The 13,820-nt window shown below is 68.8% G+C and carries 10 protein-coding genes; 3 read left to right on the top strand and 7 right to left on the bottom strand.

The window, feature by feature from the left end:
* Positions 1–7 precede the first annotated feature (7 nt).
* From DES44_RS21900 to DES44_RS21870, 7 genes are read right to left on the bottom strand one after another with little or no spacing between them, the layout of a single operon-like run.
* On the bottom strand, positions 8–2,977 hold the full coding sequence (locus tag DES44_RS21900) for a response regulator (RefSeq protein ID WP_058934085.1): 2,970 nt from the start codon (positions 2,975–2,977) through the stop codon (positions 8–10).
* Entirely contained in the window at positions 2,974–4,044 is a 1,071-nt protein-coding gene (cheB, locus tag DES44_RS21895; protein ID WP_058934086.1) for a chemotaxis-specific protein-glutamate methyltransferase CheB, read from the bottom strand. The genes DES44_RS21900 and cheB overlap by 4 nt, the downstream gene beginning before the upstream one ends.
* Positions 4,041–6,254 (bottom strand): hybrid sensor histidine kinase/response regulator, encoded by a 2,214-nt coding sequence (locus tag DES44_RS21890; protein WP_058934087.1) that lies wholly within the window; start codon positions 6,252–6,254, stop codon positions 4,041–4,043. The genes cheB and DES44_RS21890 overlap by 4 nt, the downstream gene beginning before the upstream one ends.
* Positions 6,255–6,282: 28 nt before the next feature.
* The gene (locus tag DES44_RS21885) at positions 6,283–7,743 is read right to left on the bottom strand and encodes a CHASE3 domain-containing protein (RefSeq protein WP_058934088.1); all 1,461 of its coding nucleotides are present in this window, start codon (positions 7,741–7,743) and stop codon (positions 6,283–6,285) included.
* Positions 7,744–7,760: 17 nt separating this feature from the next.
* On the bottom strand, positions 7,761–8,318 hold the full coding sequence (locus tag DES44_RS21880; RefSeq protein ID WP_058934089.1) for a chemotaxis protein CheW: 558 nt from the start codon (positions 8,316–8,318) through the stop codon (positions 7,761–7,763).
* The gene (locus tag DES44_RS21875; protein WP_058934090.1) at positions 8,315–9,745 is read right to left on the bottom strand and encodes a CheR family methyltransferase; all 1,431 of its coding nucleotides are present in this window, start codon (positions 9,743–9,745) and stop codon (positions 8,315–8,317) included. Before DES44_RS21875 ends, DES44_RS21880 begins: the two co-directional genes overlap by 4 nt.
* Positions 9,742–10,305 carry a chemotaxis protein CheW gene (locus tag DES44_RS21870; protein WP_058934091.1) on the bottom strand — a complete coding sequence of 188 codons (564 nt, stop codon included), beginning with the start codon at positions 10,303–10,305 and terminating at the stop codon, positions 9,742–9,744. The genes DES44_RS21875 and DES44_RS21870 overlap by 4 nt, the downstream gene beginning before the upstream one ends.
* Before the next feature lie 333 nt (positions 10,306–10,638).
* Here DES44_RS21870 and DES44_RS21865 point away from each other — a divergent pair, with 333 nt between their 5' ends.
* From DES44_RS21865 to DES44_RS21855, 3 genes are all read left to right on the top strand, one after another.
* A complete protein-coding gene (locus DES44_RS21865; protein ID WP_058934092.1) occupies positions 10,639–11,400 on the top strand; it encodes a TetR/AcrR family transcriptional regulator in 762 nt (253 codons plus the stop codon).
* Positions 11,401–11,462: 62 nt separating this feature from the next.
* The gene (locus tag DES44_RS21860) at positions 11,463–13,253 is read left to right on the top strand and encodes an acyl-CoA dehydrogenase C-terminal domain-containing protein (RefSeq protein ID WP_058934093.1); all 1,791 of its coding nucleotides are present in this window, start codon (positions 11,463–11,465) and stop codon (positions 13,251–13,253) included.
* Between the two features lie 106 nt (positions 13,254–13,359).
* Complete coding sequence (locus DES44_RS21855; RefSeq protein ID WP_058934094.1) at positions 13,360–13,812, top strand: DUF2147 domain-containing protein; 453 nt, start codon at positions 13,360–13,362, stop codon at positions 13,810–13,812.
* Positions 13,813–13,820 lie beyond the last annotated feature (8 nt).

The following is a 13,820-nucleotide window of genomic DNA, read 5'->3' as shown; positions in this document are numbered from 1 at the left end:
CCTTGGTTCATCCGAGCGGGTCGAGGTCGCCCCAGCTCGTGCGGCTGATCGCCCGCTTCACTTCATCCATGAATCGCTTCTGCGGCGCCGGCCCTGCGGCGTCTGGCCGCGCCCCAGCCGGCGCGGACACCGGCCCTTGCGCCCGCTGCACATGCCGGTTGAGCAGCTCCTTGTCCCGCGCGGTGAGCTGCGAAGCCGCCACCACGATCACAGGAATGGCCGCCGTCAGCGGGTCCCGCTGCAAGGCCTCGACCACGCCGATGCCGTCCACCTCCGCCATCAGCAGGTCCAGCACGATCAGGTCGGGCACATGGCGTCTGGCCAGCGTGATGCCTTCCTGCCCGCCGGTGGCCCGCAGCACCGAGAACCCCGGCTGCGACAGATGCGTGCTGAGCGACTGCAGGTCCCCGGGCGCCTCACTGATGGCCAGCACCAGGAACTTGCGCGTGGCCGTCGGCCGGAAGCCCAGCACCTCCAGCTCCTGCAGCAGCGTCGCTCGGCTGACCGGCTTGTGCAGCACCGCCGCAGCCCCCAGCGACAAAGCCACTTCCGCACCCGCGGCCACCGACACCACCACCACCGGAATGTGCGCCCATCCGTTCAGGTTCTTCAGTCGCGACAGCAGTTCCCAGCCATCCAGATGGCCCGGCAACTGTGTTTCCAGGGTGATGAGATCCGGCCGCAGGTGCTGGGCCAGCTCCAGCGCCTCCTCGGCGGATTCCACATGCTGCACCCGAAAGCCCACGCCTTGCAGCTGGGTCTGCATCAGCGCCGCCGCCTGCAGGTTGTGTTCGATCACCAGCGCCAGCGGCCGGTTCGCCGGGTCCGCCGGCTGCGGCATGCCGGGCGCCACCGGCTCCCGCCACGGCAGCCACACGGTGAAGCAGCTGCCCTTGTCCAACTGGCTGGTCACCGCCACCGCGCCGCCATGCAGCTGAACGAGCCGCGCCACCGTCGCCAGACCGAGTCCCGTGCCTTCCACCTTCTGCGTCAGCACGTTCTTGATCTGGTTGAAGGGCTGGAACAGCCGCTCCAGCCCCTCGGGCGGAATACCGATACCGTTGTCGGTCACGCTGATCTGCACGAATTCCTTGAACTCGCTGGCCGGCAGCTCCGAGCGGCGGCCTGCCGCGAACCCCGGCAGCGATTCCTCGGCCCGCATGCGATTGACCCGCCGTGCCTCCAGCTGGATCAGCCCACCCTTGGGCGTGAACTTGGCCGCGTTGGACAGCAGGTTGTAGAGAATCTGCCGCAGCCGGCGCCGGTCCACCATCAGCCGCTGGTCCACGCCGACGCCAAACAGCTTGAGCTCGATCTGGCTCAGCCGCACCCGTTCCTGCACGATGGCCATGGCGTCGCGCAGCAGCTCGTCCAGGTCCACCACCTCGTAGTCCAGATCCACCCGGCCGGCCTCGATCTTGGCCATGTCCAGCAGCTCATTGACCAGCGACAGCAGATGCTGCCCCGCGTTGTGGATGTGCTGGCAGAACTCGGCCTGGCGGTCGTTGACCGGGCCGGCAGCGCCGTCGCGCATCAGCTGCGCAAAGCCGATGACCGCATTGAGCGGGGTGCGCAGCTCATGCGACATGGTGGACAGGAACGCCGTCTTGGCACTGCTGGCGCGGCTCAGCTCCGCATTGAGCTGCTCCAGCGCATCGTTGCGCTGCTGCAGGGCCGAAAGGAGCTCGGCCCTGCTGTCCGCCAGCTCCTGCGCGGCCCGCGCAGACGCCGCTTCCATCGCGGTGTTGTGCAGCTCGGCATGGGTGCGGCGGGCTTCGTCCTCGAACTGCTTGCGTCGCAGCTGCGCCCGCATGCGCGCCTTGAGCAGTTCCAGCTCGCCGCCGGCCTTGACCACATAGTCGTCCGCCCCGGCCTCCAGCCCGGCCAGCATGCCGTCGCGGCCGTCGAAGGCGGTGAGCAGCACCACGGGAATGTCCCGCATCGCCGGCGCGGCCTTGATGCGGCGGCAGGTCTCCAGCCCGCCGATGCCCGGCATCTGCACGTCCAGCAGCACCGCATCCACCGTCTGCACCGCCAGCAGCTCCAGCGCCTGCTCACCGCTGTGGGCGGGCACCACGTCAAAGCCATCGTCACGCAGCGACGCCCCCAGCTCCGCCAGCACATTGGGGCTGTCGTCCACCAGCAGCAAGCGCTTCGGGCCCAGCAGGCTGGCGCCCTGTTCCGGCAGGGACGCAGTGGCGCTGCGCAGCATGGCCGCCATGCGGGCCAGGATCAGGTCCACATCGTCCTGCTTGCGGGCAAAGGCATCGGCGCCGGCTTCCAGCGCCCGCAGCTCCGCTTCGGGCCCTTCGTCGGCGGTCAGCAGCAGGCACGGGGTGTGGCGCAGGGCAGGGTCCAGGCGAAGACGGCGGATCATGGACGCGCCATCCAGGCCGGGCATGTGCTGGTCCACCACGATGGCATTGGGCCGCAGGGCCGCGGCCTGTCGCAGGCCGTCCTCGCCGTGCACGGCCAGGCGCACGCGGTAGCCCATGGGCTCCAGCGCTTCGCGCAGCGCATGGCGGAAGGTCTCGCTGTCGTCCACCAGCAGCACGGTGGCCCGCTGCGGCGTGGCTTCCGTCGAAGGCTGCTGCATCTGCCGATGGCGCAGCAGCTCGCGCGCACGGTCCACCACATAGCCGCGGTCGTAGGGCTTGCCGACGAATTCGTCCGCGCCATAGGCCAGGCCGCGCAGCCGGTCGTTGGCCTGTGCAGTGTTGGACAGGATCAGCACCACCGTCTGGTCCCCGCCCGGCGCGGCGCGCAATTCCTGCAGCCACACGTCGCCGTCGCCGTCCGGCAGCTGGGTGTCCAGCAGCACCAGGCGGGGCGCGCCCAAGGCCAGGGCCTCGCGGGCCTGTGCCAGGTTGGCGCATTCCACGCAGGCGAATCCGGCGTCTTCCATCGCTTCCCGCAGGTCCATGCGGACCGTCAGGCTGTCCTCCACGATGAAGGCCTTGTCCCTGTTCTGATTCATGGTGATCCTGCTCCCCATGGCACACCGCTCAATGACTTCATGGCGGGGCCTATTTCGTTCAGCGGCAGGATGCGTTCGGCCGCACCCAACTGCGCGGCCTCACGCGGCATGCCGTAGACCATCGAGGTCTGTTCGTCCTGGGCAATGGTGCTGCCGCCTGCGCGGCGGATGGCCAGCAGGCCGGCGGCGCCGTCGCGGCCCATGCCGGTCAGCAGTGCTGCCACCACGCCGGCCCCCAGGTCGCGGGCCAGCGACTCGAACAGCACATCCACCGAGGGCCGGCAGGAAAAGCGCGGAGGCGCATGGCTCAGCAGCAGCCGGCCCTGCTGCACCGTCAGATGCACGTCCGGCGGTGCCAGGATGATGTCGCCACGGGTCTCCAGCAGCGCTTCGCCGTCCCGCGCATACCGCACCCTATGGGGCGTCTGGCCGTCCAGCCATTCCGCAAAACCGCGGCTGAAGATGGCGTTGATGTGCATCACGATCAGCACCGGCAGCGGCGCCGGATGCGGCAGCGACTGCAGCACCTGCATCAGCGCACCGGGTCCGCCGGTGGAGGCGCCCAGTGCCAGCACATGACGGGCTTGCAGCAGGGCGGATGGCGCGGGCGCGGGCACCAGGTGCCGGGCCCTCACATGCGTGATGACGCGGATGCGGGCCACCAGCCGCAACAGCCGCAGATAGCGCTGTTCCCATTCCCCGTCGGGCTGGCGGCCGTTGGGTTTTTCCAGAACTTCGACGGCGCCGGCCGCCAGGGCCTCGTAAGTGCGCAGCAGCTCGCCGCGATTGGTCGAGGAGGACACGATCAGGATCGGCGTCGGGCAGTGCGCCATGATGGCTTCGGTCGCCGCCTGGCCGTCCATGCCCGGCAGCATCATGTCCATCGAAATGACGTCCGGTCGCAACTCGCCACACAGCGCCACCGCCTGCTTGCCGTCGTAGGCTTCGCCGACGATCTCGATATCGCCCTGGCTTTGCAGCACCTCGCGGATGTGAGCCAGCACGGTGGGAGAGTCCTCCACCAGCAGCACCCGCAAGCGCTTGGTCGCGCCACTGCTGGACGTCATGGGCCTACCCCCACCCCTTCACCGACCGGGTCGGGCTGCCGGGCGCGCCGCTCCAGCCCCGCCACCTGCGAACGCGCCACCAGCTCCGCCACCTTGTCCAGGAAGCTGTTCTGCGAGAACTCGCCCTTGATGATGTAGCCGTCCGCGCCCACCGCCACGCCACGCGCCAGGTCTTCCGGCGCGTTGCGGGAGCTGACCAGCACCGCGGGCAGGTCCCGCAGGGCCTCGTCGGCACGCAGTTGCGCCACGAAGCTGAAGCCGTCCATGCCCGGCGGCATCTCCACATCCACCAGGACCAGGGCATAGGCTTCCCGGCGCACCGCTTCCAGCCCGTCCTCGGCGGACGAGGCCATGTGCACGCGGTAGCCGGCTGCCTCCAGGATGCTCTGCTCCAGCATGCGGGTGGTGAGCGAATCGTCGATGACCAGGATGGTGGCGACTGACCGCGTGGGCACGACCGGCAGGGGGCGCGCACGGCGGGCTGCCTCGATCAGGCCGTCCGGGCTGAGCACGGCCAGCGGCTGCTGGGCCGCGTCCAGCGTCAGGCCGGTGACCACCGGGCTGGGCGGCAGCAGATCGGGTGGCGGGCGCCAGACCACGGTGGACACGCCATCCACCGCATCCACGCCCAGGGCCGCGCGCCGTTCGCCGCAGCGCAGCAGCACGGCCGTGGCGGGAAGTCTGGCCGGCGCGGGCCGGGTGGGCATCAGCAATTCGGAAAGACGCACATAGGGCAGCAGGTCCTGGCCCAGCATCAGCTGCTGTCCGTGAATCTGCGGCTGCTGCACCACCTGCTCGACCGCATCCAGCGGCACCCAGGCGGCGACGCCTTCACTGAGCACGCCCAGGGCTCGCACGGCGCCCAGGCGCAGTGGGACGCGCAACTCCAGTGTCGTGCCCTGTCCGCGCGTGCTGCGAAGGCTGAGCTGGCCGCCCAGCCGCTCGGCCGTGTCGCGCACCAGGTCCATGCCGACGCCGCGTCCGGCCAGCGTGTTGACCTGACGCGCCGTGCTCAGGCCGCCGCGCAGCAGGCGGTCGATCAAGCCTTGCTCGTCCAGCGTCGCAGCATTGGGCACGCCCTTGGCCAGCGCGGTGCGGCGCAGGGCCTCCAGGTCCAGACCCGCGCCGTCATCCTGGCAACGCAGCCGGATCTGACGGCCTTCGCGGATCACCTGCAATTCGATCCGTCCCGCGGCCGGCTTGCCGGCGGCCAGGCGTTCCTCCGGCGTCTCGATGCCGTGGGCCACGGCGTTGCGGATCATCTGCACCAGCGCGCCCAGGGCGGCATTGAGCACGCCGCCTTCCAGCTTCACGTCGCCACCGCTGCCGTGGAACTGCACCTGCTTGCCCACGGCGCGGGCAGCATCCCGCGCCGCGCGCTGCAGCGGCCCGAACAGCACCGAGGCAGGCGCCAGGCGCAGTTGCTCGGCATGGTCGCGCGCTTGCAGCAGCTCGCGTTCCAACTGGCGTCCGCCCCGTTCCAGATGCTCCTCGATGCGAAGCAGCCGGGGGACCAGGTCCTCCGGCGCCAGGGGTAGCGCTTCCCGCAGCTCAGTGATCTGCGCGGCCAGGCGCTGGAGCGTGATGACGTGAGTCAGGGTTTCGGCAATGCTGTCGCTCAGCGTGTCCACCTCCTGGGTGGCCACTTGGGGAATCTCCATGATGGGCAGCGGAAGGGCGTCCACATCGGGCGGCTCGGCGGTCTCAGCCGTTTTCGCTGCCTCAGCCGGCGGTGGGGTGGCGGGGGAGGAGGCATCTCTGATATGCGGCGCCAGCGTGGCGTCAGAGGCTGACGGAGAGGAAGACGCCTGCCCAGCCCCCAGTGGCGGACTCGCTGATTGCGACCCCCCAGCTGCGGTCGCTGCCGAAGCCGTGCTGCCGGCCGCCGAAGGCGCAGCCAACGCCGAAACAGTCGCCAGCGCCTCGTCGATCAGCACCAGCGTCGCATCCAGATCGATGCGGGACAACGCCTGCCCGGCGTCCCGGAGCGGCGTGAGCAGATCCTCGATGGCATGCGCCATCGCCGCGATCTCCGGCAGCCTCACCACGCTGGCGGCGCCCTTGAGCGTGTGGGCCCAGCGCAGCATGCGGCTGGGCAGGGCGATCTGCTGGTCCAGGTCGCCGTTCTCCGCCGCCAGCACGGCGTCGCTCATCTGCGTCAGCAGGTCACGTGCCTCGACGCGGAAGTAGCGGTAGGGGTCCTTGGCCACGCTGCCGTCTCCGATGCCCGGGCCCGCCTCAGGTCGGCTGCGCCTGGACCAGGCTCAGCAGCTGACGGGAGGTTTGCGCCAGCTCGGTGGCGGTTTGCGAGGTCTGGCCGGAGCTGGTCTCGGTTTCGCGGGACGCCTGGGCGGTGTTGCTCAGCGCGATGTTGAGCTGCTCCACCGCGGTGGCCTGCTGCTTGGTGGACAGCTCGATCTCCCGCGCCGCCTCGGTGGTCGTCACCACCTGGCCGGCGATGCGGGCAAAGGTCGAGGCCACGTCGTCGAACTGGCGGGCGCCAGCATCCACCGCCTTGGAGCCGGCCTCCGTGGCCATCACCGTGGTGTTCACCGCGCCGCGCATGTCGTCGATCTGCAGGCGGATTTCCTTGGTGGACGCCGTCATGCGGTCGGCCAGCTTGCGGATCTCGTCGGCCACCACGCCGAAGCGCCGGCCGGCATCCCCCGCCACGGTGGCCTCGATGGTGGCATTGATCGCCAGGATGTTGGTCTGCTCGGCCAGCTCGCTCACCAGGTCCAGCACCACGCCAATGCGCTGGGACTTCTGGCCCAGGTCCAGCATGTGGCCCACCACCTGGTCGATCTGCCGGCGCATGGCCACGATGGTGTCCCGCGCGCCTTGCAGCGTGCCCTCGCCGCCGCGTGCATAGGTGGCCGTCTGCTCCGCGATCTGCACCACGCGCTGCGCGCTGTCGGCAATCTGGCGCGACGTGGCGAGCAGCTCGGAGATGGTGGTGGAGATCTCCGTCATCGAGGTGGCGGTCTCGCGGGCCCCGGCGGCCTGCTGGTTGGCGGCTGCCTGCAGCTCGGCCGCGGAGCGCTGTACATGGCGCACCGCCGCGCCCACCTGGCCGGACAGTGCACGGTTGAGCACATAGCCCGCGCCCAGCACCAGCAACAGCCCGGCGATCGTGCCGCTGAAGATGGCGGTGCGCACATTGCTGGCGGTGGTTTCCACATCCGCAGCGCGTTGCTTCAGCACTTCCTCTTCCGCATCCATCATCTGGTCGATGATGGCCCGCAGGTCATCCATGCGCCGCTTGCCCTCACCGGTGCGGATCAGCTTGAGCGCGGACTCCGCCGGCGAGTTCCTGCGGATCTCGATGCGGTCCTTGTGCAGGGTCATCAGGTTCTCGATCATGATCGCGGCCTGATTGAGCCGGGTCTGCTGCGCCGGGTTGTCGCGGATCAGCGGTCGCAGTTCAGCCAGCAGGCGCGGGATGTCCGCCAGCGCTGTACGGTAGGGGTCCAGGTAGGCATCGTCCGCCGTCAGCATGAAGCCACGCTGGCCCGTCTCCGCGTCCTTCATCGCACTCATCAGCGCCGCGATGTGCGCCTGCGCCTGATGGGTGCGGGTGACCTGGTAGCTGGTGGTCGTGAGGGTGTCGACCGCGCGGTACGACATCACCCCGATGATCAGCAGCAAGGCAAACGACAGGCTGAACCCAATGGTCAGCTTCCGGCCAAACGTCCACATGGTGTCTCCTCCTTCAATCAGGCCGAGGCCACGGGTTCGACGTTCTTCTTCGCGGCAAGACTTGCCGTCAAACGTTCGACCAGGGGTCCCAGTGCAATGAGCGGCCGCAGTTCACCGTTGCATCTCAAGGTCCAACTGCTGACATCGTCGTGGCTGCCGGCCTGCTGCAAGCGGTCCTCGGGCGGCAACCGCCACTGTCCGTCAAATCCCTCCACAGCCAGGGCCACCGGCGCTGCCCGCAGGATGACCCACCAGCGAGAGCCGCTGCTGGCCCCCCGCCCGAGCAGGGCCCGAAGGTCGTACAGCGGCAGCGCCTGGCCCCGATGGCCAATGAGCCCCAGCAAGGCGGGAACATCGGCCGGATAAGGCGCGGGCGTTTGCGAAGGCAGCAGTCCGGCGAGTTCGTCCAGTGACAGCGCGAAGGGCTCTCCGGCAATCCGGATGCCCAGCACATTCCAGGCATCGCCCCAACCGTCGGTGATGCGCGGCTCCGCGAAGGACTGGTCGAAGGATTCCCGCCAGCCTTGCAGTTGCGCCAGCAGCGCTTCATTGGAGGCTTGTGAGGACGGACTCATCGGAGGTCTCCCAGATCGTGGGTGCACAGTTGTCGCAGGGCTTCGCGCTCAAAGCCCCCACCGAAACGCCGCAGCCGGTCTAAGGACTCGCTGTCCAGCAGCTCCAGGGCGCGACGCAATTCGCGGCGGGCGGCCACGGGTTCGCCGCGGCGCCGGGCCAGCAGGCCCAGGCGCAGATGCGGCATGGCGAAGTCGGCATCCTTGGCTGCGGCGCGCTGGTGATGCCATTCAGCCGCCGGCAGCTCACCGCGCTCCTCCAGCGCCAGTGCCTGGATGTAGAGGGCATCGGCATGCAGCTGGGACGCGGCCGGGTCGGTCATTAGGCGGGTGCAGGCGCGCAGGCCTTCGTCCAGTTGACCGGTCTCCACCAGGCGCAGGGCCTTGTCGAGCTGATGGGTGGCGTCGGAGGAGGAGCGGGAGGGGGAGGGCGGCTGCGTGTCGGTGTCCAGAGTCGGCCACACCGTCGTGGGCACGGAGGCCAGGGCGCCGAACAACGAGTCCGGCGGCTCCGGGTTGACGGGGCGGGTGTCCGCAGCTTCCACCGGGAACGGCCAGGACGTCGGGCCCTTCTCCACATCCTCTCGCCGCTGATAGAAGAAGCAACCCCCGCCCTGCTGCAGGACCAACTGGTCGGTCAGGCTGTGCAGCGTCTCGGCATGGCCCAGGAACAGCGTGCCGCCGGGCGCCAGCACGGTGGCCAGGTGCCGAACCGCCTGCTGCAGGGACGGGCCGTCCAGGTACATCAGCATGTTGCGGCAGAAGATGACGTCGAAGCGACCGGAGGACCAGAAGGCCGGGTCCGGCATCGCGATCTGGCGCTGATGGAACTGCACCCGGCGGCGCAGGGAGGGCAGCGGCGTCCAGCCCGATTCGTCCTTGCGGAACCACAGGTCGCGCCAGGCTTGCGGGGTCGCCCGCAGGCTCCAGGCGTTGTAGTGCGCCCGCTCGGCATGGCGCAGCGCGGCGGGGTTGACGTCGAAAGCGGTGATGTCCCAGTCCACGCCGCCCGGGCCCAGCACCGACCGCATCAGGGTCATGGCCAGGGTGTAGGCCTCCTCGCCACTGGCGCAGCCGGCGCACAAGGCGCGCAGTCGGCGGGGCGCCGGGTGACGTTTGACCCAGCGGGGCAGCACCACGGTGCGCAGCGCGTCGAGTTGCTCGGCGTGGCGGAAGAAATAGGTTTCTCCCACGGTCAGGGCGGCGGCCAGCGCGTCCTGGTCGGCCTGGCTGGTGAAGCGCTCCATCCGGGTGAGCCAGGCGGCCGGTGTTTCAGGGCCTGCCAGACGGCGCAGGGTGTCCCGCAGGCGGTCGTCCTGGCTGGGGTCCAGCAGCAGTCCGAGATGGCGCGCGACCAGGGTGCGCAGGCGCTCCAGCAGTCCAAAGGCCTGTTCGCCTTCCAACAGGTCCGGGACGAGCTCCCGCGTCATGCGGCGCTCTCCTGGATGGTCGGGGGATCGTGGGGGCCGGGGGGCGCGTCCGGCGTGTCGGGCCCGTCGGCCCGGCTGGGTGGGGGCGGTAGGTGCGGCGTGTTGGGCTCGTCGTCCGCCGGCGCCTCCAGACCGGGCGGCGGCATCAGCCGCGCGGGGTCCAGCAGCGCCACCAGCGCCTCATTCAGTGTCGCCAGTCCGTCCAGCGGTGCCTGCGAGCCGTCTCGCAGCAGCGGCGGCAGGGCCTCCAGCGCCGCAGCGTCCAACTGCTGCACCCCCGTCACCTCGGTCACGGCCAGTGCCGCCACCTGGCCCTGGTGATGCACCACCACCAGTCGCCCGACGGGCACCTCGCCCAGCCCGACCGCGCCGGCCACATCCACCACCGGCACCCAGCGCCCACGCACCCGGGCCAGCCCGGGCACATGGTCCACCGGGGCCATCAGGGTGCGCAGCGGCCGGGGCCGCAGGATTTCATCCACGCCGTCCAGCGGCCAGGCGCACAGACGCGTGCCCACCCGGCAGACCAGGACGGCCTTGTCCTCCCTTGATCCCTGCATGCCGGAACTCCGGTCAGGCAGGACGTGGGGCCGAGGAGGGGCAAGGATTCCGGAAGGGGCGACTCATCCAGGACATTGGCATTTTTATGGCTCCCTGTGAAGAACGTTCCGCAGTGGGCAGCCCAGCGCCGTGCGCCAGACCGGGGCAAGACCTGCGAAGCGTCTTGCCTCGAATATATGTCAGCAGGCGGCGCGCCTGACATGAAGCGCTTGCGCCCCCGGATGGCTTGGATTTTTAGGCCGGCGCCACTAAAAAAGCAGGGGGAAGGATTGCGCAGGGACCCCGGAAGTCTGCAAAATAGAACGACCGTTCGTTTTATTATTTGGGCAACCGTGTCCCCCACCTCCGTCACCCGCCAAAAGCCTGCCGCTGCCAGCACCGTCCCCCGCCGGGGCGCGCGCTCGCTGCAAAAAGGCCAGCAGACCCGTGCCGCCATCCTGGATGCGGCCCTGGGTCTGGCGTCGCACATGGGGCTGGAGGGCTTGTCCATCGGCGCGCTGGCGGACGTCACCAAGATGAGCAAGTCGGGCGTCTTCGCCCACTTTGGCTCCCGGGAAGAACTGCAGATCGCGGTGGTGCGTGAATATCACGCCAAGTTCGAAGAGGAAGTCTTCTTCACCGCCATCCGTGAGCCGCGCGGCCTGCCTCGGCTGCGGGCACTGTTTGAGCGCTGGGTGCACCGGGTGTCCATCGAAGTGGACTCCGGCTGCATCTACATCAGCGGCGCCGTTGAATTTGACGACCGGCCCGGCCCGGTGCGTGACGCCCTGGTGAGCATGGTCAAGGACTGGCACGACGCACTGCGCAAGGCCATCCTGCTGGCGCAGGCCGAAGGCCATCTGGCGCCTGACGCCGACGCGGACCAGATCCTCTTCGAAATGCACGGCCTGATCCTCTCCCTTCACCACGATGCCCGCTTCCTGCGCAGCCCCGGCGCCCTGGCCCGGGCCAGCGTGGGCCTGGCCCGCATCGTGGACAGCTTCGCGACCCCCGCCGGACGCGCCGCCGATGTGCTGGCGCGCCAGCGGACGGCCGCCCCCGGCACCCCTTCTCCGGACTCCGCCGACGCGCCCGCCGCGCGACGACGGGCCTGACCCAGACAGCGGCACCCCCGCTTCGTTCTCCACCCACAAAACCTCGACATCAGGAGTTCCTCATGCCCCAGTACAACCCGCCCCTGCGCGACATGCAGTTCGTTCTGCACGAGCTGCTGCACGTCGCTGACGAACTCAAGATGCTGCCGGCCCATGCCGAGGTGGATGAGGACACGATCAATGCGGTGCTGGAAGAAGGCGGCAAGTTCGCTGCTGAAGTGATCGCCCCGCTGAACCTGTCCGGCGACGCCGAAGGCTGCGTGCTGGACAAGACCACCCATGAGGTGAAGGCGCCCAAGGGCTTCAAGGAAGCCTACGCCCAGTATGTGGAAGGCGGCTGGCCGGCCCTGTCCTGCGACCCGGAATTCGGCGGCCAGGGCCTGCCGGTGGTGGTCAACAACGCCTTCTACGAGATGCTGAACTCGGCCAACCAGGCCTGGACGATGTATCCCGGCCTGAGCCACGGCGCCTACGAGGCCCTGCATGCCCACGGCACGCCCGAGCAGAAGCGGCTCTACCTGCCCAAGCTGACCTCCGGCGTGTGGACCGGCACCATGTGCCTGACCGAGCCGCATTGCGGCACCGACCTGGGCCTGCTGCGCTCCAAGGCGGAACCCCAGGCCGACGGCACCTACAAGATCACCGGCCAGAAGATCTTCATCTCCGCCGGTGAACACGACCTGGCCGAGAACATCGTCCACCTGGTGCTGGCGCGCCTGCCGGACGCACCGGCCGGTTCCAAGGGCATCTCGCTGTTCGTCGTGCCCAAGTTCAATGTGAATGCCGATGGCTCGCTGGGTGAGCGCAACGCCATCTACTGCGGCGGCCTGGAGCACAAGATGGGCATCCATGGCAACGCCACCGCCCAGATGGTGCTGGACGGCGCCGTGGGCACGATGGTGGGCCAGCCCAACAAGGGCCTGCAGGCCATGTTCGTGATGATGAACGCCGCCCGCCTGGGCGTGGGCAACCAGTCCCTGGGCCTGACCGAAGTGGCCTACCAGAATGCCGTGGCTTACGCCAAGGACCGCATCCAGATGCGTGCCCTGTCCGGCCCGAAGGCCCCGGACAAGGCCGCCGACCCCATCATCGTGCACCCCGACGTGCGCAAGATGCTGCTGACCGCCCGTGCCTATGCCGAAGGCGGCCGTGCCCTGACCGGCTACGTGGCCCTGCAACTGGACAAGGCCCTGTCCAGCGACGACGCCGACGAGCGCAAGGCCTGCGAAGACGAAGTCGCCCTGCTGACGCCCATCATCAAGGCCTTCATCACCGACAACGGCTGGATCGCCACCTCGCACTGCATGCAGGTCTTCGGCGGCCACGGCTTCATCCACGAGTGGGGCATGGAGCAGTTCGTGCGGGACTCCCGCATCAACATGATCTATGAGGGCACCAACACCATCCAGGCGCTGGACCTGCTGGGCCGCAAGATCCTGGCCAACAATGGCGCTGTCCTGAAGAAGTTCGGCAAGAAGATCGCCGAGTTCGTCGAGGAAGAGGGCACCAACGAGGCGATGCAGGAGTTCATCAACCCGCTGGCCGACATCGGCGACAAGGTCACCAAGCTGACCACCGAGATCGGCATGAAGGCCTTCCAGAATCCGGACGAAGTCGGCGCCGCCGCCGTGGACTACTTGCGCGTGGTGGGTCACCTGACCTTCGCCTACATGTGGGCCCGCATGGCCCGCCTGGCCCTGGACAAGAAGGACAGCGGCGATCCCTTCTACACCGCCAAGCTCTCCACCGCCCGCTTCTATTTCGCCAAGCTGCTGCCGGAAACCGCCGGCCTGATCCGCACCTGCCGTGCGGGCCTGAGCTCGCTGATGGAAATGGACGAAGCCCTGTTCTGATCGTCCCCGCGGGGCTTCCAGCGGATGCCCCCAGCACGCGCCCGGGTTTTGACGCCCGGGCGTAGTCCGCTCAACATCGCATCCAATAAAGCAGGAGAGAGACACGATGAAACCGCTGATCGCGACCGCCATGGCCCTGGGCCTGAGCATGTCCGTCAATGTGGCCCTGGCCCAGAGCAGCTCGCCGGTCGGCGTCTGGAAGACGATCGACGACGAGACCCGCCAGGAGCGTTCCACCGTCCGCATCAGCGAGGTGGGCGGCGTGCTGGTCGGCAAGATCGAGAAGATCAGCGACCCTGCCAAGCAGACGGCCGTCTGCGAAGAATGCAGCGACGACCGCAAGGGTCAGCCCATCCTGGGCATGACCATCATCCGCAACGTCAAGAAGAACACCGGCGACACGCAGCTGTGGGACGGCGGGGACATCCTCGATCCGTCCAACGGCAAGGTCTACAAGGTGCGCCTGCGCCCGGTGGACGGCGGCCGCAAGCTGGAAGTGCGCGGTTTCATCGGCATGCCTTTGTTGGGGCGTACACAGACCTGGGTGAGGGCTGAATAAGCCCCCCG

The organism is Roseateles depolymerans (genome assembly GCF_003387155.1).
In the GTDB taxonomy this organism is placed as follows: Bacteria; Pseudomonadota; Gammaproteobacteria; order Burkholderiales; family Burkholderiaceae_C; genus Roseateles; species Roseateles depolymerans.
This window is presented reverse-complemented; position numbering and strand designations above follow the sequence as displayed.